Source organism: Amycolatopsis sp. NPDC004368, from assembly GCF_053602515.1.
In genome coordinates, this window is record NZ_JBSGDT010000001.1 from 79,417 (window position 1) to 98,444 (window position 19,028).

Annotated in this window: 21 protein-coding genes; 13 read left to right on the plus strand and 8 right to left on the minus strand. The window is 70.0% G+C overall.

Features of this window, described 5'->3' with window-relative positions; all coding sequences use genetic code 11:
* The first annotated feature begins 1,590 nt into the window (after window positions 1-1,590).
* Both ACWEOE_RS00280 and phoU read left to right on the plus strand, forming a co-directional pair.
* Entirely contained in the window at window positions 1,591-3,018 is a 1,428-nt protein-coding gene (locus ACWEOE_RS00280; RefSeq protein ID WP_452003278.1) for an LCP family protein, read from the plus strand.
* Between the two features lie 84 nt (window positions 3,019-3,102).
* Window positions 3,103-3,774, plus strand: coding sequence for a phosphate signaling complex protein PhoU (gene phoU, locus ACWEOE_RS00285; RefSeq protein WP_452001733.1), 672 nt, complete (start codon window positions 3,103-3,105; stop codon window positions 3,772-3,774).
* Between the two features lie 132 nt (window positions 3,775-3,906).
* Here the strand turns inward: phoU and pstB are convergent, their stop codons facing one another.
* From pstB to ACWEOE_RS00315, 6 genes are all read right to left on the minus strand, one after another.
* Window positions 3,907-4,683, minus strand: a complete 777-nt coding sequence (gene pstB / locus ACWEOE_RS00290) for a phosphate ABC transporter ATP-binding protein PstB (RefSeq protein WP_452001736.1) — start codon at window positions 4,681-4,683, stop codon at window positions 3,907-3,909.
* Window positions 4,684-4,686: 3 nt separating this feature from the next.
* Window positions 4,687-5,601: a phosphate ABC transporter permease PstA gene (gene pstA / locus ACWEOE_RS00295; protein WP_452001739.1), complete on the minus strand. Its 915-nt coding sequence runs from the start codon at window positions 5,599-5,601 to the stop codon at window positions 4,687-4,689.
* A gap of 2 nt (window positions 5,602-5,603) precedes the next feature.
* Window positions 5,604-6,524, minus strand: a complete 921-nt coding sequence (gene pstC, locus ACWEOE_RS00300) for a phosphate ABC transporter permease subunit PstC (protein WP_452001742.1) — start codon at window positions 6,522-6,524, stop codon at window positions 5,604-5,606.
* Between the two features lie 195 nt (window positions 6,525-6,719).
* Window positions 6,720-7,850, minus strand: a complete 1,131-nt coding sequence (gene pstS / locus ACWEOE_RS00305) for a phosphate ABC transporter substrate-binding protein PstS (protein ID WP_452001745.1) — start codon at window positions 7,848-7,850, stop codon at window positions 6,720-6,722.
* Window positions 7,851-8,074: 224 nt separating this feature from the next.
* The gene (mshD, locus tag ACWEOE_RS00310) at window positions 8,075-8,980 is read right to left on the minus strand and encodes a mycothiol synthase (protein WP_452003281.1); all 906 of its coding nucleotides are present in this window, start codon (window positions 8,978-8,980) and stop codon (window positions 8,075-8,077) included.
* A 64-nt stretch (window positions 8,981-9,044) separates the two neighbouring features.
* The gene (locus tag ACWEOE_RS00315) at window positions 9,045-9,791 is read right to left on the minus strand and encodes a winged helix-turn-helix transcriptional regulator (protein WP_452001747.1); all 747 of its coding nucleotides are present in this window, start codon (window positions 9,789-9,791) and stop codon (window positions 9,045-9,047) included.
* Window positions 9,792-9,956: 165 nt separating this feature from the next.
* On the opposite strand from ACWEOE_RS00315, the gene ACWEOE_RS00320 reads away from it, so the two are divergent.
* From ACWEOE_RS00320 to ACWEOE_RS00360, 9 genes are all read left to right on the plus strand, one after another.
* Entirely contained in the window at window positions 9,957-10,856 is a 900-nt protein-coding gene (locus ACWEOE_RS00320) for an LmeA family phospholipid-binding protein (protein WP_452001750.1), read from the plus strand.
* Window positions 10,857-10,863: 7 nt separating this feature from the next.
* Entirely contained in the window at window positions 10,864-11,298 is a 435-nt protein-coding gene (locus ACWEOE_RS00325) for a TlpA family protein disulfide reductase (protein ID WP_452001753.1), read from the plus strand.
* 92 nt (window positions 11,299-11,390) lie between these two features.
* Window positions 11,391-11,489 (plus strand): putative leader peptide, encoded by a 99-nt coding sequence (locus tag ACWEOE_RS00330; protein ID WP_326567015.1) that lies wholly within the window; start codon window positions 11,391-11,393, stop codon window positions 11,487-11,489.
* 81 nt (window positions 11,490-11,570) lie between these two features.
* On the plus strand, window positions 11,571-12,002 hold the full coding sequence (locus tag ACWEOE_RS00335; RefSeq protein ID WP_452001756.1) for a DUF4395 domain-containing protein: 432 nt from the start codon (window positions 11,571-11,573) through the stop codon (window positions 12,000-12,002).
* Between the two features lie 32 nt (window positions 12,003-12,034).
* A complete protein-coding gene (locus ACWEOE_RS00340) occupies window positions 12,035-12,871 on the plus strand; it encodes a sulfurtransferase (RefSeq protein ID WP_452001759.1) in 837 nt (278 codons plus the stop codon).
* Complete coding sequence (locus ACWEOE_RS00345) at window positions 12,872-13,180, plus strand: DUF1416 domain-containing protein (RefSeq protein ID WP_452001761.1); 309 nt, start codon at window positions 12,872-12,874, stop codon at window positions 13,178-13,180.
* 287 nt (window positions 13,181-13,467) lie between these two features.
* Window positions 13,468-14,082: an FABP family protein gene (locus tag ACWEOE_RS00350; protein WP_452001763.1), complete on the plus strand. Its 615-nt coding sequence runs from the start codon at window positions 13,468-13,470 to the stop codon at window positions 14,080-14,082.
* Window positions 14,083-14,207: 125 nt separating this feature from the next.
* Window positions 14,208-14,816: a 5-oxoprolinase subunit PxpB gene (gene pxpB / locus ACWEOE_RS00355; protein WP_452001766.1), complete on the plus strand. Its 609-nt coding sequence runs from the start codon at window positions 14,208-14,210 to the stop codon at window positions 14,814-14,816.
* The gene (locus tag ACWEOE_RS00360; protein WP_452001770.1) at window positions 14,816-15,685 is read left to right on the plus strand and encodes a 5-oxoprolinase subunit C family protein; all 870 of its coding nucleotides are present in this window, start codon (window positions 14,816-14,818) and stop codon (window positions 15,683-15,685) included. Before pxpB ends, ACWEOE_RS00360 begins: the two co-directional genes overlap by 1 nt.
* Here ACWEOE_RS00360 and ACWEOE_RS00365 read toward each other — a convergent pair.
* The gene (locus tag ACWEOE_RS00365) at window positions 15,657-16,436 is read right to left on the minus strand and encodes a hypothetical protein (protein ID WP_452001773.1); all 780 of its coding nucleotides are present in this window, start codon (window positions 16,434-16,436) and stop codon (window positions 15,657-15,659) included. The two genes, ACWEOE_RS00360 and ACWEOE_RS00365, sit on opposite strands and share 29 nt — an antisense overlap.
* Before the next feature lie 98 nt (window positions 16,437-16,534).
* Here ACWEOE_RS00365 and ACWEOE_RS00370 point away from each other — a divergent pair, with 98 nt between their 5' ends.
* The gene (locus ACWEOE_RS00370; protein ID WP_452001776.1) at window positions 16,535-16,954 is read left to right on the plus strand and encodes a hypothetical protein; all 420 of its coding nucleotides are present in this window, start codon (window positions 16,535-16,537) and stop codon (window positions 16,952-16,954) included.
* Here the strand turns inward: ACWEOE_RS00370 and ACWEOE_RS00375 are convergent.
* On the minus strand, window positions 16,936-17,781 hold the full coding sequence (locus tag ACWEOE_RS00375) for an aminodeoxychorismate lyase (protein WP_452001779.1): 846 nt from the start codon (window positions 17,779-17,781) through the stop codon (window positions 16,936-16,938). The genes ACWEOE_RS00370 and ACWEOE_RS00375 overlap by 19 nt on opposite strands.
* A gap of 90 nt (window positions 17,782-17,871) precedes the next feature.
* Between ACWEOE_RS00375 and ygfZ the strand changes: the two genes are divergently transcribed.
* A complete protein-coding gene (gene ygfZ, locus ACWEOE_RS00380) occupies window positions 17,872-19,014 on the plus strand; it encodes a CAF17-like 4Fe-4S cluster assembly/insertion protein YgfZ (protein ID WP_452001782.1) in 1,143 nt (380 codons plus the stop codon).
* Window positions 19,015-19,028 lie beyond the last annotated feature (14 nt).

Below are 19,028 nucleotides of genomic sequence, written 5' to 3' on the forward strand. Positions count from 1 at the left end.
TCCCCCCGGCGCCCGACGACCTCGCAGTCACTCCCCACCGGCCGCCGCCGCGCCCCGGAGCCCCCGGCTCCGAGCGGCACCCACGCGGTGCCCGACCACGACCCGGATTTCTCGGACCTCCCGGCCACCCACACCCCCGCCCGCCGCCACGGCACCCCCGACCCGGCCGACCACCCCCACACCCCCGGCCGAACCGCCGCGACCCCGCCCCCTCCCGGCGGCCGTCCTTCCCGCCCCAACGGCATGCCGACGACCGGCTCCATGCCACACCCGGCCGGCCCCAACGGCAAGCCTGGCCCGAACGGCATGCCGAACCCCGGCGCGCTCGCCGACCACAACGGCCAGGCCACACCCAAAGGCACCCCCGGCCGCACCGGCGCCCGCACCAACGGCACCCCCGGCCCGAACGGCGCAGCACCCCCCGCCGGCATGCCCACCACCGGCTCCATGCCACACCCGGGCGGTCCCGCCGGCCCCAACGGCAAGCCGGGCCGCAATGGCATGCCAAGTCCCAGCGGCATGCCTGGTCCCAGCGGCATGCCCAGCGCCAACGGCGTGCCGGGTCCCGAGCGGGCTGCCGGACGCAATGGCATGCCCGGGCCCCGCGCCTTGCCAGGAACCAACGGCGGGAACGGCAAGCCCGACCCGAACGGCAACTCGGGCCCGCAAGCCCTCCCGAATGGCAAGCCGGCCCCGAATGGCAACACCGCCAACGGCATGCCAGGTGCCAACGGCATGCCGGGTGCCGAGCGGATTGCCGAGCGCAACGTCAAGACCGGACCCAACGGCATGCCCAGCAACGGTGGCGTGCCAGGACCCGACACTTCTGCCGACGCCAATGGCAAGACCGGCCGCAATGGCATGCCCGGACCCCGTGCCATGCCGGGAGCCAACGGCGGGAACGGCAAGACCGGCCCGAACGGCAGTTCAGGTCCGCAAGCCCTGCCCCACGGCAAGCCTGCCCCGAATGGCAACTCCGCCGCCAACGGCATGTCGGGTGCCAACGGCATACCAGGTGCCGAGCAGGGTGCCGGACGCAACGGCAAGACCGGGCCCAATGGCAAGCCCGGGCCCAATGGCAAGCCCGGCGCCAACGGCGTGCCCGCTGCCGAGCGGGTTGCCGGACCCAATGGCAAGCCCGGCACCAATGGCAAACCCGGAACCAATGGCTTGCCCGGCAACGGCGGCCTGCCCGGCGCCGGGCAGGTTGCCGGGCGCAATGGCAAGCCCGGCGACGGCGGCCTGCCAGGAGCCGACACGCCTGCCGACGCCAACGGCAAGCCCGGCGCGAATGGCAAGCGGCGGCCGCCGGGGAGGGCCACCGCGAGGCCCGGGCCGAATGGTGCCCCCGTGGGCGGTAAGCCCGTTGTGGAGCAAGGGTTCGCGGCTGATGCCTCGAGCGAGGGTGGGCAGAACGGCGAAACCGGCCAAGGCGCCGAACCCGCCGGCCAGCCCTCCAAGGCCGAGCGCACCCAGCTCACCTCGCCTGTCGGCGAGCGCACCCAGCTGACCCCGCCCGTTGACGGCAAGCAAGCACCCCAGCCACAACGCCCGCCCCGCCAGCGCAGAACCCCCGTGCGCCCCGCCGGCGTGCCCGCGAGGTCCGAGCTCGATCCGTTGACCATGACGGACGAGATGGAAGCCATCGACGAAGCCACGCAGTACCGGCGGAAAATCGACCACTCCCTGGCCCGCTTCTCCGCCGCCCACGACGAGATGCTGGCGGAGGAGGACAAGCGCCGGGAAAGGATGGCGCGGTTCACGGCGCGGCCGGTGGCCTTGTTCGAGCAGACGAGGACCGCCCTGCAGCGCGTGGTGGCGCCCACCGGGATCCAGCGGGCGATCACCGACGAGGAAGAAAGCCCTGACAGCACCGAAAACCCCGAAGAGCGCGCCCCTCAGACACGGCTGCAGGAGAAGAAGCAGCGGCACAACGAACGGGCCATCCGCATCGGCCGCATCGTGCTCATCGTGCTCGCTATCCTGGTGCTGCTCGGCACCGGCGTCGCCTGGGGGGCCGTGAACTGGTTCGACGCCAAGTTCACGGAGGTCTCCGCGCTGGACGAGAACTCGAAGGACATCCTCGACGCCGGCGCCCAGGCCAACGACGAGAACTTCCTCATGGTCGGCTCCGACAGCCGCGACGGGGCGTCCGCGGAAGAGGGCGTCGGGACAGCCGAGAGCAACCCCGGGGCGCGCTCGGACACCGTGATGGTCGCCCACGTGCCGGCGGACCGGAAGCGGGTCGTCGTGGTGAGTTTCCCGCGGGACCTGGAGATCGCGCGGCCCGACTGCAACCGCTGGGACCCGGGCAAGTCCGAGACGACCGACGAGGTCGTGGCCGGGCAGGACATCGCGAAGCTCAACACCGCGTACGCCGTCGGTGGCCCGCAGTGCGTCACGAAGGTGATCCAGAAGATCACCGGCCTGCGCATCAACCACTTCGTCGGCATCGACTTCAACGGCTTCAAGGACATGGTCGACGCGGTGCACGGCGTGACCATCCAGAACGAGAAACCCATCGACGACGAGGTGCTCGGCAAGGTCCTGCTGGAGACCGGCAACGTCACGATCTCCGGCGACCAGGCCCTCAACTACGTGCGCGCCCGCCACGTGAAGGGCGACCCGACGTCGGACTACGGGCGGATCAAGCGGCAGCAGTCGTTCATCGGAGCGTTGCTGAAGAAGGTCATGTCGTCCGACGTCGTGCTTGATCCGGGCAAGCTGTCCGGCTTCATCACGGCGTTCGCGAAGGCCACGTTCGGCGACAACCTCGGCGTGCAGCAAATGATGACACTCGCCCAGTCGATGCGCGGCGTCGATCCGTCGAAGATCACTTTCATGACCGTGCCCACCACCGGCACGGCCAACAAGCGCGGCAACGAAGTCCTCGTGAAGTCCAGAACGGACTCGCTCTTCGGAGCCCTGCGCGACAACACCCCGCTGCCTGGGGAAAAGCCCACGACCGCGGCCGATGCGGGTGCGGCGAAGGTCGACGACAAGAGCACCGACGGCTGAGCCCGCAGGATTCGTTAGACCGGATTCACGTGCGGTTCACCCGGCGATGCGGTATTCGGACAATGCGCGTCGTAGGGTATGGCCATGCGTGAGGCTTACCATGTCGAACTCGATCAACTCGCCGAAAACCTGGCCGCCATGTCGGCGCAGGTCGCCGAGGCCATGGAGCTGGCCACCAAGGCCCTTCTGGAGGTCGACCTGGGCCTCGCGGAGCAGGTGATCAGCGACGACGCGAAGGTCGACGACGCGCGCGCCGAGTGCGAGGAGCAGGCCTACGCGCTGCTCGCCCTCCAGGCGCCCGTCGCCACGGATCTGCGGACCGTGCTCGCCGCCATCCACGCCGCCGAGAGCCTCGAGCGCATGGGCGACCTCGCCCTGCACGTCGCCAAGGCCGCGCGCCGGCGCCACCCCGAGGCGGTGCTGCCCGACTCGGTCAAGCCGTACTTCACCGAGATGGGCCGCGCGGCCGTGAAGCTCGCCCGCCAGGCCGAGCAGGTCATCAAGTCCAAGGACGTCGACGCCGCCAAGGACCTCGAGGCCGAGGACGACCAGGTCGACGACATCCACCGGCACCTCTTCACCGTGCTGATGGACCGCGAGTGGCCCTACGGCGTCGCCGCGGCCGTCGACGTCACGCTGCTCGGCCGCTTCTACGAGCGCTACGCCGACCACGCCGTCTCGGTCGCCAAGCGCATGATCTTCGTGGTCACGGGCCACATGCCGGGCTACGACTCGGACGAGGACCTCAACGTCTGATCCCGACGTCCGAACGAAAGGCCGCTTCCCACCGGGGAAGCGGCCTTTTGCTGTCCCGGCCACCCACAACGAGAAACGGCCCCTCCATCCGAAGTGGACAAAGGGGCCGCTTTCCGTACGGGCGAAGAACGATCAGCCGAAGCGGCCCGAGATGTAGTCCTCGGTCGCCTTCTCGTCCGGGTTGGAGAAGATCTTCTCCGTGTCGTTCAGCTCGATCAGCCGGCCCGGCTGGCCGACGCCGGCGAGGTTGAAGAACGCCGTCTGGTCGGAAACACGCGCCGCCTGCTGCATGTTGTGCGTGACGATGACGATCGTGTAATCCTTCTTCAGCTCGCCGATCAGGTCCTCGATGGCCAGGGTCGAGATCGGGTCGAGCGCGGAACACGGCTCGTCCATCAGGAGCACGTCGGGCTGCACCGCGATGGCGCGGGCGATGCAGAGCCGCTGCTGCTGACCACCGGAGAGGCCGCCGCCCGGCTTGTTGAGCCGGTCCTTGACCTCGTTCCACAGGTTGGCCCCCCGCAGCGCACGCTCGGCGATCTCGTCGAGCTGCTTGCGGTTCTTGGTGCCGCCCAGGCGAAGCCCGGCCACCACGTTGTCCTTGATGGACATGGTGGGAAACGGGTTGGGGCGCTGGAACACCATGCCGATCGTGCGGCGCACCTGCACCGGGTCCACGGCCGAGGCGTAGATGTCCTCGCCGTCGAGCAGCACCTCGCCGTCGACCCGGGCGCCCGGGATCACCTCGTGCATCCGGTTGAGCGTGCGCAGCACGGTCGACTTACCGCAGCCCGACGGCCCGATGAACGCGGTGACGTTGCGGGGCGGCACATTCAGCGTGACGCTGTCCACGGCGTGGAACTTGCCGTAGTAGATGTCTACGTCCTTGACGTCGATTCGCTTGGCCATGACTCACTTCTTCTTCGGGGCGAGGAGCCGGGAGAGCAGGGTGGCGAGCAAGTTCAGGATCGCGATGATGATGACCAGCGTCAACGCCGCGCCCCAGATCCGGTCGAAACCGACGCTCCCGGGGTCGAGCGAGTTGGTCACGCGCTCGTTGTTCATCACCAGCGGCAGTGCGGCCTGCTCGCCGTCGAAGGGGTTCCAGTTCACGTAGGCCGAGTAACCCACGAGGACCAGCAGCGGCGCCGTCTCGCCCATCACGCGGGCGAGCGCCATCATGATGCCGCCGATGATGCCGGACAGCGCCGTCGGGAGCACGATCTTCATGATCGTCTTCCACTTCGGCACACCCAGCGCGTAGGACGCCTCGCGCAGGTCGTCCGGCACGATCCGCAGCATTTCCTCCGACGAGCGGACGACCACCGGGATCATGAGCAGCACCAGGGCCAGCGACACCGCGAAACCGCTGCGCGGCAGGCCGAGCGTGGTGATCCACAGCGCGTAGATGAACAGCGCGGCCACGATCGAGGGGACACCGGAGAGGATGTCGACCATGAACGTGGTGGCCTTCGCGAGCTTGCCGCGGCCGTACTCCACCAGGTAGATCGACACCAGCAGGCCGATCGGCACCGCGATGACCGCGCAGATCAGGCCCTGCTCCAGCGTGCCGATGATGGCGTGCACCACACCGCCGCCGACCTCGTCGCTGAGCACGGAACCGAAGTCCTCGGTCCACCAATTCGTGAACGGGATCCGCTTGATGCCGTTGACGATCACGGTGTAGAGCACCCACACCAGGGGCACCACGGCGATCAGGAACGCCAGCCACACCAGCACCGTGGCGAAGCCGTTCTTGGCCTTGCGGGCCAGGCTGACCTGCTGGAACGGAGGCGTCACGGCGGGACGTTCGAGCGTTGTGGACATGGTCAGTCCACCTTCCTGCTGATCACGGACCGGGCGGCGAAGTTCACCAGGAACGTCAGCACGAACAGCACCAGGCCGGCCGCGATGTACGCACCGGCGGAGGTGGCGTTGTTGAACTCGCTGTAGTTCGCGGCGATCTTCGACGCGAACGTCGCACCACCGTCGAAGAGGCTCCAGTCGAAGTTGCGGCCCTGCGGGATGAGCAGGATGACCGCGAGCGCGATGGTCTCACCGAGCGCGCGGCCGAGGCCCAGCATGGACGCACCGATGTAACCGGCCTTGCCGAACGGCAGCACCGTGGTGCGGATGACCTCCCAGCGGGTGGCCCCCAGCGCCAGCGCGCCTTCGATGTGCGGGGTCGGCGTGCGTTCGAACACCTCGCGCGAGAGCGACGTGATGATCGGCAGGATCATCACCGCCAGCACGATGCCGGCGGTGAAGATCGTGCCGCGCACGTTCGGCTGCACGTTGCCGGGCGCGAAGAGCGGGAACCACGAGAACGTGGAGTTCACCCACAGCGAGAACGGCTCGATGGCCGGGGCGAACACGATGATGCCCCACAGGCCGAAGATGATCGACGGCACTGCGGCGAGCAGGTCGATCACGTACGCGAAGCCGCGGGCGAGCCGCTTCGGCGCGTACTGCGTGAGGAACAGGGCGATGCCGAGCGAAACCGGCATGGCGATGATCAGCGCCACCAGCGAGGTGGCCACGGTGACCTCCGCGAGGTCCGCGATGCCGAACGCCATGTTCGCCGGGTCGTTGGTCGACCACCCGTGGTTGAACAGGAAGTTGACCTTGTCGACCCGCAGTGCCGGGATGGCCTGGATGATCAGGAAGACCCCGATCAGGCCGATCAGCGCGACGACGAAGATGCCGGCCCCGGTGGTCAGGTTCTGGAAGATGCGGTCACCGGCCCGCACCTTCTTCGGGTTCTCCCGCGCGGGCGGCCTTTCGGGGGCCGGCGCGGATGCTGTGTCCGAAATCGGATCCTCCGGGAACGCTCGGGCGGACGACGAACGCCCACCGGGGCCGCCGGTGGGCGTTCGCGTCGAGGATGACTCGCTCATCGACTGGTTGCGTCCTGCGTTTGGTTACTCAGACCTGTCGAGGATAAATCAGGAAATCGCCTTGACGGCGGTCAGCACCTTGTCCTGCAGGCTCTGCGGGATCGGCACGTAACCCTTGCTCGACAGCTGCTGCTGGCCGGTCGTGGCCGACACCGTCAGGAACGCCTTGACGGCCTTCGAGACGTCCGCGTTCGAGTACTTGGAGCACACGAGCTCGTAGGTCGTGAGCAGCAGCGGGTAGGCACCCGGGGTGTTGCTCGCGTAGATCTTGTTCAGGTCGAGCGCGAGGTCGTTGGAGCCCGCGTTCAGGAAGGTCGCGGCGTCGAGGGACTTCGCGACGTTCTCAGCCGAGAGCTCGACACCGCCGGAACCGCTGTCGATCTTGGCCGGGGTGACGCCGTCCTTGGCGAACGCGCCCTCCACGTACGTGATCGAGCCGTCGGCACCCTTGACCGTGGTGGCGACACCGTTCGAGCCGGAGGCACCGTTGCCGACACCGCCGTTGAACTTCTTGCCGGCTCCCTTGGTCCAGTCGGCCGGGGCCGCGGCACCGAGGTACTTCTGGAAGTTGTCGGTGGTGCCCGACTCGTCCGAGCGGGAGACGACCTGGATCGGCTTGTCCGGGAGCGTGAGGCTCTCGTTGCCCTTGACCGCCTTGATGGCCGGGTCGTTCCAGTTCTTGATGGCGCCGGTGAAGATCTTCGCGATCACCGACGGCGTGAGGGTCAGACCCTGGACACCGTCCAGGTGGTAGCCGATCGCCACGGGGCCGACGACCATCGGGATGTTCCACGCCGGGGAGGCGCAGCGCGCGGTGGCGGCGGCGAGGTCCGCGCCGGTGGCCGGGGAGTCCGTGCCGCCGAAGTCGACCTGGTTGCCGTTGAACTGCTTGACACCCGCACCCGAACCGCTGGCGGTGTAGTTGACCTTCTGACCGCTGCACGCCTTGCCGTAGGCCTGGTTGAAGACGTCGACGGCGTTCTTCTGCGCCGTCGAGCCCTCACCGGACAGCGGGCTCTTGCCACCGCAGTCGACCTGCGCGGTGCCGGTGGCGGCGGGGGCGGCGGCCGAGCTGGAGTTGCTGCTGTTGCTCGCCGCGGGGTCGCTACCACAGGCGGCGAGCACCAGGGCGGCGCTCGCCACGATGCCCACGGCACCAAGGGGCCGCATGATCTTCACTGCATTTCCTCCACTCGGAGACTTCGCCGGATCGGCACGCATCTCAGCGCGCCGGATCCGGACATTAGGCAGCCCCGGTGGACGGTCCCCCTTGGAGAGATGAACGCAAAGTGAACAAGACACCGTATGTGAGCAGGGCGACTACGCCGAAAGGGTGTCGTGTCTCTGCTGTGACCTGCGCGTACGCAGAAAGTAACACGGGGAGTGCCCGGAGTCGACGGTGACTACCGACCGTACTGGACGTCGGTTTCGAAACGCGTGAACCCCAGCTTCTCGTACACCGCCAGTGCCGGAGCGTTGTCACCCTCGACGTAGAGGATGACTTGGCGTAGTCCCCGATCGCGCAGGTACCGCAGGCCCGCGAGCGTGAGCGCCTTGCCGAGGCCACCACCCTGCGTGTCCGGATCGACCCCGACGACGTACACCTCCCCGACCGGCTCACCGCCGAAGCGCCCGGGCACGGCCTCGTGCACCTTGGTCCAGTGGAAGCCGACCACGGCGCCGTCCGCGTTCTCCGCGAGGAAGAAGCCCGCGGGGTCGAACCACGCCTGCGCTTCCTCGCCGCGCAGCTCGTCGACGGTGAACGCGCCCTGCTCCGGGTGCCAGTCGAACGCGCGCGCGTTGACGGCGATCATCGCTTCCTCGTCCTGCCCCGGCACGAAGGTGCGCAGCCGCAACCCTTCGCGCAGCACGGGTTCGGGCCAGTCGGCGCCCTCGACTTCGACGTGCAGGATCAGCAGCTCGCGCTGCCGGCCGAGGCCGAAACCCCGCGCCAGCGCGGCGGCCCCGGCGCTGTCGCCGTGTGCCCACACGCGCGCGGTTTCGGCGGCCTTCGCGTCGAGCTCGCGGGCCAGCGCGGTGCCGACGCCGCTGCGCCGGAGATCGGGGTGCACCACGAGCTCGGCGACCTGACGGCCGTAGGAGTCGCCTTCGGTGTCCAGGTGCGCGTAGCCGGCGGGCTCGCCGTCGAAGCGCGCGAGCAGGTGCAACCCGCCCGCGAACTCGCGCGGCAACGGACCGGTCGCGGCCACCTCGGGCCGCCCGTCGGCCGCCTTCGCCGCCAGCAGCACCGCACGGATCGCCTCGACCACGTCGGCGCCGGGTTCGGCCGTCCAGCCCGTCAGTTCGATTTCCGCCACGAAGCCGACATTACCCACGCGCGCGGCCGCGGGAAGGGGCTGTCCCGGTGTGGCTTCAGCGGCTCGTGTACTCGGACGCGGGCGAGTCGGTGGACTCGATCGCCGGCGCGGACTGCTTCGCACCGGATTTCGCGGGGCGCTCGAACTTGTAGCCGACGTTGCGGACCGTGCCGATCATCTGCTCGTGCTCCGGGCCGAGCTTGGCGCGCAGGCGCCGCACGTGGACGTCGACCGTGCGCGTGCCGCCGAAGAAGTCGTAACCCCAGACTTCCTGCAGCAGCTGCGCGCGCGTGAAGACGCGTCCGGCGTGCTGCGCGAGGTACTTCAGCAGCTCGAACTCCTTGTACGTGAGCTCGAGCGTGCGCTTGCGCAGGCGTGCGGTGTAGGTGGCCTCGTCGATCACGAGGTCGCCCACGCGCAGCTCGGCCTCGACCTGGCCGGACCCGCCGTCGCGCGTGGTCACCAGGCGCAGACGGGCGTCGACCTCGGCGGGGCCGGCGGTGGGCAGGAGGATGTCGTCGGTGCGCCACTCGGAGCTCACGGCCACCAGGCCGCCCTCGCCGACCACGGCGATCACCGGGGTGCTCGTGTCGTCGTCGGCGCCCTTGAGCAGGCGGCAGAGGCTCTTCGCCGAGGCGAGGTCGCTGCGCGCGTCGAGCAGGATCACGTCGCGGTGCCCGGCGTCTAGCAACGCCGTCACCTCGGGCTCGCGGACGCGTACGGTGTGGGGCAGCAGGTCGAGTGCCGGGAGCACCGAGGTGGGGTCGGTCTCCGCGGTCAGCACGAGAAGGTCCAGGCTCATGGAGCCGCACCGCCTTCTGGTCAGGGCCTGTCGTACGGCCTCGAACGTGGGCCTCGGTCGGTGCTGAGTGAGAATACCGGGTGAACAACACGTCACCTAGCCCGTGCTGGATCGATCACACCTGGCACAACACCCCGTCCCACCAGGAACAGGAGAACCGACGCGATGGTGAGCAGGCCCGTGACGCGGGACGACCGACCGGCACCTCGGCCGGACAACCGACGTCGCGGACGGCGCGTCCGCCGCTGGGTCATCGTGCTCGGGGTCCTCGTGATCCTGCTGGTCGGAGCCGATTTCGGGGCCGCCGCGTTCGCCGAGCACACGATCTCGCAGAAGGCTCGCCAACAGCTCGGCCTGAGCGACGACCCGTCGGTGGACATCCACGGTTTCCCGTTCCTCACGCAGGCCCTCTCGGGTGACTACAGTCACATCACCGTGTCGGCCGACGGCGTGCCGGTCGGCGGCGAACTGCGTGACCTGGGCGTGAGCGCCGAGCTCGAAGACGTCACCGCGCCGCTGTCGGACCTCACCGCGGGCAACACGAAGAACGTGAAGATCGGCAAGCTCACGGGCGCCGTCACGATCAAGGCCTCGGACATCGCACGCATCTCTCCACTGGACAAGATCCAGAACCTGCGCATCGACCAGAGCACGCAGGCGTACGTGAAGTACGGCGACACCGACCAGGGCCAGCAGCCCGACCCCACGCCGACCAACGCGGCGGGCGAGCCGCAGGACGACAACGTCGCCGGCCTGCGCCTTTCGGGCGATGTGCAGGTGGCCGGGCAGAAGGTGGAGATCTTCTGCTTCGCGCTGATCGAGCTCAAGGGCAAGACGATCACGATCACCCCGCACCGCCTGCAGTTCGGGAATGATCAGGAGACCACCGTCGTTCCGGACGCTGTGCAGAAGGCGCTCCTGCCGAACTTCCGCGCCTCGATCGACACGAGCACGCTGCCGCTCTCGGTCACCCCGACCGCGGTGCGCGTGGACAGCGGCTCCGTGACGATCAAGGGCGAGGCGACGAACGTGAACTTCTCGGACCTGTCGACGTCGAAGGGGTGAGTGCCCGGTGACCGGAGTCTGGGTGCTGCTGGCCACGCTGGTGGTCGCGGCCGTGGCCGGCCTGCTGCTCAAGGCCCGCAACGGCAAGGTGCGCGCGGCCAAGCCCGTCCGCTCCGGTCAGCTGCCCGCCGCGGTCGCCGACGCTCTCGACCCGGCCGCGGCCGTCACGCTGGTCCAGATCTCCACCACGTTCTGCGCACCCTGCCGCCACACGCGCGCGATCCTCTCTTCGCTGGCCGACAAGACCGAGGGACTGCACCACGTCGACCTCGACGTGACCGACCAGCCCGAGGTCGCGCACGCCTTGTCGGTGCTGCGCACACCCACCACGCTGGCGTTGGCGGCGGACGGCCGTGAGCTGTTGCGCGTGGGTGGCGTGCCGAAGGGGCCGGAGCTGCTCGAAGCCCTGCGTCCGCACCTGGCCGAAGCCGACGTCCGCTGAGGCCCGTACCGGGGGTTTCCCAGCTGCCGGGACTCGTCCCAAGGTATGAACGCGGTTCCCAGCCGGTTGGAGCGGTCGGTACCCTCGCTGACGTGGACGAGCTGCCCATCACCCTGCTGACGCAGCGCCGCGCGGTGGATCTGTGCCGCGTGCGCAGCAGCTTGTGTCCGCGCTCTTCGCGCCGGCGCTGAAGCACGTCGTCCGCCGGTTGTCGCACGCTCCACCCGTCCGTGCTTTCGCACGCCCTCACCTCGCCCTCAGCAGGAGGATCCATGCCCGCCGGACCGGCCGTCGACCCGCGCGGCCCGCGGTTCGCCGCGATCATCACCACCGTCGTGCTCGCCGTGGTGCTCGTGACGCAGTGGTGGCCGCTGCTGGCGCTGCAGACCGTGATCTTCGCGGTCGGTGCGTTCGTCGGCCTCAAGCCGGCGCCGTACTCCGTGTTGTACCGGGCGCTCGTCGCGCCGCGGCTGGGCCCGCCCACCGAGCGCGAGGACGCGGCGCCGCTGCGGTTCGCGCAGGCCGTGGGTTTCGTGTTCGCGCTCGTGGGCACGATCGGCTTCATCGCCGGCGTGACCCCGCTGGGCGTCATCGCGACGGCGTTCGCGCTGTTCGCCGCGTTCCTGAACGCCGCGTTCAACTTCTGCCTCGGCTGCGAGATGTACCTGCTGCTCAAGCGTTTCAGCCCGGCCCGGGCTTCCTAGCACTGCCAAACCCCAGAAGGAGAGTCAGCTCCATGAGCCGTGAAGACGCCCTGGTCACCACCCAGTGGGCCGAGGACAACCTGGACACACCCGGTGTGGTCTTCGTCGAGGTCGACGAGGACACGACCGCCTACGACGCCGGGCACATCCGCGGTGCGGTGAAGCTCGACTGGCGCAACGACCTGCAAGACGGCGTGCGCCGTGACTTCGTGAACAAGGCCGCCTTCGAGAAGCTGCTCTCGGAGAAGGGCATCTCGAACGACGACCGCGTGATCCTCTACGGCGGCAACAACAACTGGTTCGCCGCCTACGCCTACTGGTACTTCAAGCTCTACGGCCACGAGAACGTGCAGCTGCTCGACGGCGGCCGCAAGAAGTGGGAGCTCGACGGCCGTGAGCTCAACGCCGACGACGTGAAGCGCGAGCCGACCACGTACACGGCCAAGGAGCAGGACCTGTCGCTGCGCGCGTTCCGCGACGAGGTCGTGCAGTCGATCGGCGCGAAGAACTTCGTCGACGTGCGCTCGCCGGACGAGTTCTCCGGCAAGCTGCTGGCCCCGGCGCACCTGCCGCAGGAGCAGTCGCAGGTGCCGGGCCACATCCCGGGCGCGCTGAACGTGCCGTGGGCCAAGGTCGCCAACGAGGACGGCACCTTCAAGACCGAGGACGAGATCAAGGACCTCTACACCGAGGCCGGCATCGACGACTCGAAGGCGACCATCGCCTACTGCCGCATCGGCGAGCGTTCGTCGATCGCGTGGTTCGCGCTGCACGAGCTGCTCGGCTACGCGGACGTGAAGAACTACGACGGTTCGTGGACGGAATACGGCTCGCTGGTCGGCGTGCCCGTCGAGTTGGGAGCGAAGTGAATGGCTGACGACGGTTGCGGCGCCCCGGTCCAGGTGGCCACGCCCGCTGACTTCGACACTAACGGCCAGGTCGTCCTCGCCGGCAAGGTCACCGGCACCGACGGCCCGCTCGGCGGCGCCTTCGTCCGCCTCCTCGACGGCGGCGGCGACTTCACCGGCGAGGTGGTCGCTTCTCCGGAGGGCGACTTCCGCTTCTACGCGGCGCCCGGCGAGTGGACGGTGCGCGCCCTGCACCGCACGGGCAACGGCGAAGCCTCCGTCACGGCAGAGGGTCCCGGCCTGCACCAGCTGGCGATCTCGGTCGGCTGAGGTTTTTCATGCGACGGGCCCCGGGGGGTTGTTCCCCCGGGGCCCGTCGTGTTTTTTCTTTGCGTGCGGCCGGCGAAGCTCATCGAGCTCGCCGTCTCTTCGTGACTGCGCTCTTCGTGACCGTGCTCACCGCGACGACCCTGCGCGGAGCCTGGCGGCCCCGGGCCGACTATTGTCCTCGCTGTGGAGACCCTGTTTACGATCCTGCTCGCCCTGGCGGCGATCGCCATCGTGTGGTTCGCCTGCTACGTCGTCTACCGGCTGTACGCCGACCAGCGCTGAGCACCATGACCGCCAGTGGCGACGACGCCATCGCGGCCGCGGAAGAGCGCGCGGCGAGCACGCGCACGCGCAACCTGCCGTTGTGGGACGACCTGCCGATCCCGAACGACACGGCCAACCTCCGCGAGGGCCCGGACCTGAACGACGCGTGCCTGGCACTGCTGCCGATCATCGGCGTCTGGCGGGGTGAGGGCGAGGTCGACTACCCGACCATCGACGGGCCGGTCAAGTTCGCGCAGCAGCTCACCATCGCGCACGACGGACGGCCGTTCCTCACCCACGAGGCGCGCGCGTGGCTGCTCGACGACGAGGGCAACGTCATCCGCCCCGCCGCCCGTGAGAGCGGGTTCTGGCGGCCACAGGCGGACGACACGATCGAGCTGCTGCTCACGCACAGCTCGGGCATCGTCGAGCTCTACTACGGCAAGCCGCGCAACCAGACGTCGTGGGAGCTGGGCACCGACGCGGTGATCCGCACGGCCACCGCCAAGGACGTCACCGCGGCGCAGCGGCTCTACGGCCTCATCGAAGGCAGCCTCGGTTACGTCGAGGAGCGCGCGATGATGGGCCAGGAAATGCAGCCGCACACGTCGGCTCTCCTGCACCGAGTGGTCGGCTGACCGGGGCCGTTGCCAATTCGGCCACAAGCAGGCCGATCCCCCACTCGGCACGTGACCGTTACCGCGAAGCCATTCGGCCGTGGCTGTGGCCGGATTGCAAACCATCAGCACAGTACGCTCTGACCATGCTCTGGCGGCCCTGCGGCGAGCACGCCGCCCTGCTCGACTGCGACTCGCTCGCGCAGATGACCGCCGCCCGGGCCACGGTCGACGCCGCGGGCATCGAGGGTGTTGCCGAGCTCGTGCCCGGCGCCCGCAGCCTGCTGGTCGTGGCCGAACCCGGGTCGCGCGCGCTGACCGCGGTCCGGGAGCTGCTCGCCGGCGCCGACCTCACTCAGCCGCCCGCCGGCTCCCCGCGTGAAGTGACGCTCGAAGTCACCTACGACGGCGAGGACCTGCAGCTCGTCGCCGACGAGGCCGGGGTGTCCGTGGCCGAGGTGATCAGCCTGCACACCGAGGCCGAGTACACCGTCGCGTTCACCGGTTTCGCGCCCGGCTTCGGCTACCTCACCGGCCTGCCCGACGCCCTGCGGCAGCCGCGGCTCGAATCCCCGCGCACGAAGGTGCCCGCCGGATCCGTCGGCATCGGGGGCGAGTTCACCGGCGTCTACCCGCGCGAGTCACCCGGCGGCTGGCGGCTGCTCGGGCACACCGACGCGACGCTGTTCGACCCGGCCGCCGAACGGCCCGTGCTGTTCGCGCCCGGCGACCGCGTGCGCTTCCGGAGCGTGTGATGCGGGCGCTGGAAATCGTCGCGACGGGACCGCTCGCGCTGGTCCAGGACCTCGGCCGGCCGGGATACGCGCACCTCGGCGTGCCCCCGTCCGGCGCGCTCGACGTCGACGCCCTGCGCCTGGGCAACCGGCTCGTCGGCAACCCCGAAGACGCGGCCGGGATCGAGGCCCTGCTCGGCGGGCTCACAGTGCGGGCGACGGCGCCGTGCACGGTCGCGGTGACGGGACCGGTCGTGCCGGTTCAGGTCGACGAGCGGTCCGCCGGCTCGCACACCGCCGTGTCGCTGCGGGCGGGGCAAACGCTGACGCTTGGCCGTCCGGCCGACGGTTTGCGCTGCTACCTGGCGGTTTCGGGCGGGGTGGCGGTCGAGCCAGTGCTGGGCAGCCGTTCGCGGGACGTGCTGTCGGCCATCGGGCCCGAGCCCCTGGAAGACGGCGCTGTCGTGCCCCTCGGCCCGGTCACCGGTGTGCCCGCCGGGGCCGACGTGGTGGTTGCCCCCGCGTCGCCGGAACGGCTGGTCGTGCCCGTGATCCTGGGCCCGCGCGACGACTGGTTCACCGACCTGACCGAAGGCCTCGGCGCGTGGTGGACGGTGACGCCGGAGTCCAACCGCGTCGGCCTGCGCCTCGACGGCCCGCCGCTGCAGCGTGCGAACACCGCCGAGCTGCCCAGCGAAGGTCTGGTCACCGGCGCGATCCAGGTCCCGCCGAGCGGCCTGCCCGTGGTGTTCCTCGCCGACCACCCCACCACGGGCGGCTACCCCGTGGCCGCCGTGGTGAGCCGCGAGTCGCTCGGTGCACTCGCTCAGGCCCGCCCGGGAACCTCCGTGCAGTTCCGGGTCAGGACGGCGTCGAGCGGCTCACCGTGAGCAGCAGCGGGACGCCCGCGCCCCGGCGGGCGGCCACGTCGGCGATGAACGCGCCCAGCCAGCCGACGACGTCCAGCGACCATTCGACCAACGTGCCTCGAAAACTCACGCGGTGGCGTGGCGGATCGACCCAGACCGCCTCGGGCAGCGGTGGCGGCGCCGGATCGTGCTCGATCCGGGATTCGCAGCGGAACACGTCGTGGGCGAAGTCGACCACCGATTGGTGCAGGTGCTGCGCCGCGTGGCGGACGGCCGGGTCCTGCCCACTGTCCACGGTGACGTGCACCGGCGTCCACGACCTCACGTCGTCGAACCACGCCGCGGCGGCCACGGACGGCATCCGGGCGATGTCGGGGCGCGCCGAGGTGTCCAGGCTCTGGGCCGGGAGCAGCACCTGCACCGTCTGCAACCGCAGGTCGCCCAGCCGTGCGGTGACGTCACCCGCGCAGCTCAAGAACGGTTGAACGGGCAGTGACCGGGAGCCGGGCACGGCGCCGACCCCGACCTGGAACCAGGCGACCAGCGACGGTCCGGCCAGCGGATGTTCCCGGCCGGCGTCGTTCATGTCCCAGAGGACGTCCAGCCAGCCCATGACCCGCGACCGGTCGTGAAACTGGATGTAGGGGTCGCGATCGGTGACCGGTTCCCGGTCGGGCCGGGGTGTCAGTTCGCCGTGGATCGCGGCGAACAGGGTCCCCGGCACGCCGCGGGAACCCTGCTGCACCCCCGGTCGGGCTGTGTCGACCGCCAACGAACTCCTCGCTACTGGTCATGACTGGTGACCGCGCAGTCCACGGTGCCCCCTCGGGCCCCCAGGAACCAACGTGGCCCTCCGCTCGTCTTGAGACTGTGGAACGGGTTACGGTCACGGGTGGGACTGGTGTCCTGGAGCTGAACAGCGGCGGCCGCGTGGAGCTGCCGCAGTCGCTGCGCATCGCGCTGGCGACCGGGCAGCTGCGCCGGCCGCTGGCCGAGACCCTGCGTGATCTGCTGGCCCTGCTCGTCGACGGCAGCTACCAGGTCGACGGTCCCGCCCGGCTCGACACCGCGCCGATCCCGACCGCGACCTGGCCGCCCGACGACGAAGCCCGCGTGGCCTACTACCGCACCGCGATCCGCTCCGGGCACCGTCCGGTGGCCGTGGTGCTGGCCGGCACCCGGCCGTTGATCCTCGACGGACACCACAAGATCGCCGCGTACGAGGCCGAAGGCGTGCGCGCTTCGGCCGTCGTGATCAGCGAGGCGCCGGCTCAGTACTCGCCTTCGTAGGCCGCCACCAGCTCACCGTGCAGCGCGGCCGAATCCGGCAGCGCGGTGCCGTCGAGCGTGTGCACGCGCGTGACCAGCCGGACCGACGACGCCAGGAACACGCCGTCGGCGGCGGCGAGATCGGCGGCCCCGAAAGGTTCGACCTTCACGGTCCAGCCCGCCTTCTCCGCGCCACGGAACAGCGCCGCCTGCGTGGTGCCCGGCAGGATCCCGACGGTGGACGGCGGCGTGTAGAGCGTGCGCTCGCGGGCCAGCACGACCGTGGACGTGGGGCCTTCCAGCACGGAACCGTCGGCCGCGGTGAAAATCACATCCTGCGCACCGCGGCGCGCGGCCTCGCGCAACGCGGCCATGTTCACCGCGTACGACACCGTCTTCGCGCCCAGCAGCAGCCACGGCGCGCGCTCGGCGACGTCGGGGCCGAAGCCGCGCTCGAGCGTCACCGCGGCAACGCCTTCGGCACGCGCCCGGCGCACCTTCTCGTCGATCTCCATGCCGATCGCGAACGCGGTGGGCGTGCCGGCCGGATCACCGTCGACTCCGCGCGTGTACACGAGTTTCAACGCAATTTCCCGGCCACCGGCCCAGTTGTCGATCACGGCGCGAGCGGCCGTCTCGAAGGCGGCGAGATCGGGAGCCGGCAGTTCCAGCATGGCAGCGGATCGGGCGAGCCGGTCGAGGTGCGGACGCAGCTCACGGGGCTGCTTGTCCGCCACGAGGATGGTCTCGAACACCCCGTCTCCGCGCAGCAGGCCGAGGTCGTCCACACGAAGGTGGGCGGCGTCGGGGTCGGCCAGGGTTCCGTCGAGGAAGGCGAGCACGCGCATCCTGACACCCTACTGGCCCGGTGCGACGCAGCCACCTCCTTTGAACGCTTGACCGCGTGGCCAGCGCGCGCACAGAGATAAGCTTGGGGCATGGCCTATCGCTCGCCGTTGCTGGAAGCACCCCGCGCGATCGACGCGCCCGACGGACATCCCGAGGCAGGAGTGCCTTGGCACTGGGGCGATCCGTTCGCCGAGCAGCGCACCGCCGCCCGCGGAGTGGTCGTGATCGACCGCTCGCACCGCGAAGTCCTTGCCGTGTCCGGCGAAGAACGCTTGAGCTGGTTGCACCTCGTGATCTCGCAGCACGTGACGCAGCTGCCCGACGCGTCCGGCACCGAAGCGCTCGTGCTCGACAGCCAGGGCCACATCGACACGCACTTCGTGCTCGCGCACCTCGACGGCACCGTGTGGCTCGACAGCGACCCCGGCCCCGTCGCCACGAGCGCGCTGCCCAAGGGCGGCAAGCAAACCCTGCGCGAGTACCTCGAGGCGATGAAGTTCTGGTCGAAGGTCGAGATCCGGGACGCCACAACGGAACTCGCCGTGCTCACCGTGCTCGGCCCCGAAGCCGAGCGGGTGCTCTCCACGTTGGGCGTGACGGTCGGCGCCGAGCCGTACGCCATCACGGCTCTGCCCGGCGGCGGTCTGGTCCGCCGGATGCCGTGGCCGTCGCGGTCCAGTGTGGACCTTCTGGTGCCGCGCGCGGAGCTGGCTTCCTGGTGGCAGAAGCTCACCGACGCGGGCGCGCGCCCGGCCGGCAGCTGGACGTTCGACGCGCTGCGCGTGGAATCGCGCCACCCGCGCGTCGGCGTGGACACCGACGAGCGCGCCATCCCGCACGAGGTCGGCTGGATCGGCAGCGCCGCGCACGTGGCCAAGGGCTGCTACCGCGGCCAGGAGACCGTCGCGAAGGTGCACAACGTCGGGCGCCCGCCGCGTTTCCTCGCGCTGCTGCACCTCGACGGTTCACCCGAAATCACGCCTGAGACGGGTGATCCCGTGCGCCTGGGCGAGCGCGTGGTCGGCCGCGTGGGCACGGTCGTGCAGCACCACGAGCTGGGCCCGATCGCCTTGGCGCTGGTCAAACGGTCGGTGCCGGCGGGCGCGGAACTGCTGGCCGGCCTGGCGGACGAGGAGACCGACCGCGTCGTTCAGGCCATCGTGGACCCGGACTCGGTGCCGGCCAAGCACGCCGCCCCCGGTCGGGAGGCGGCGCAACGGTTGCGGGGCTGAAGCGAACCCGGCGG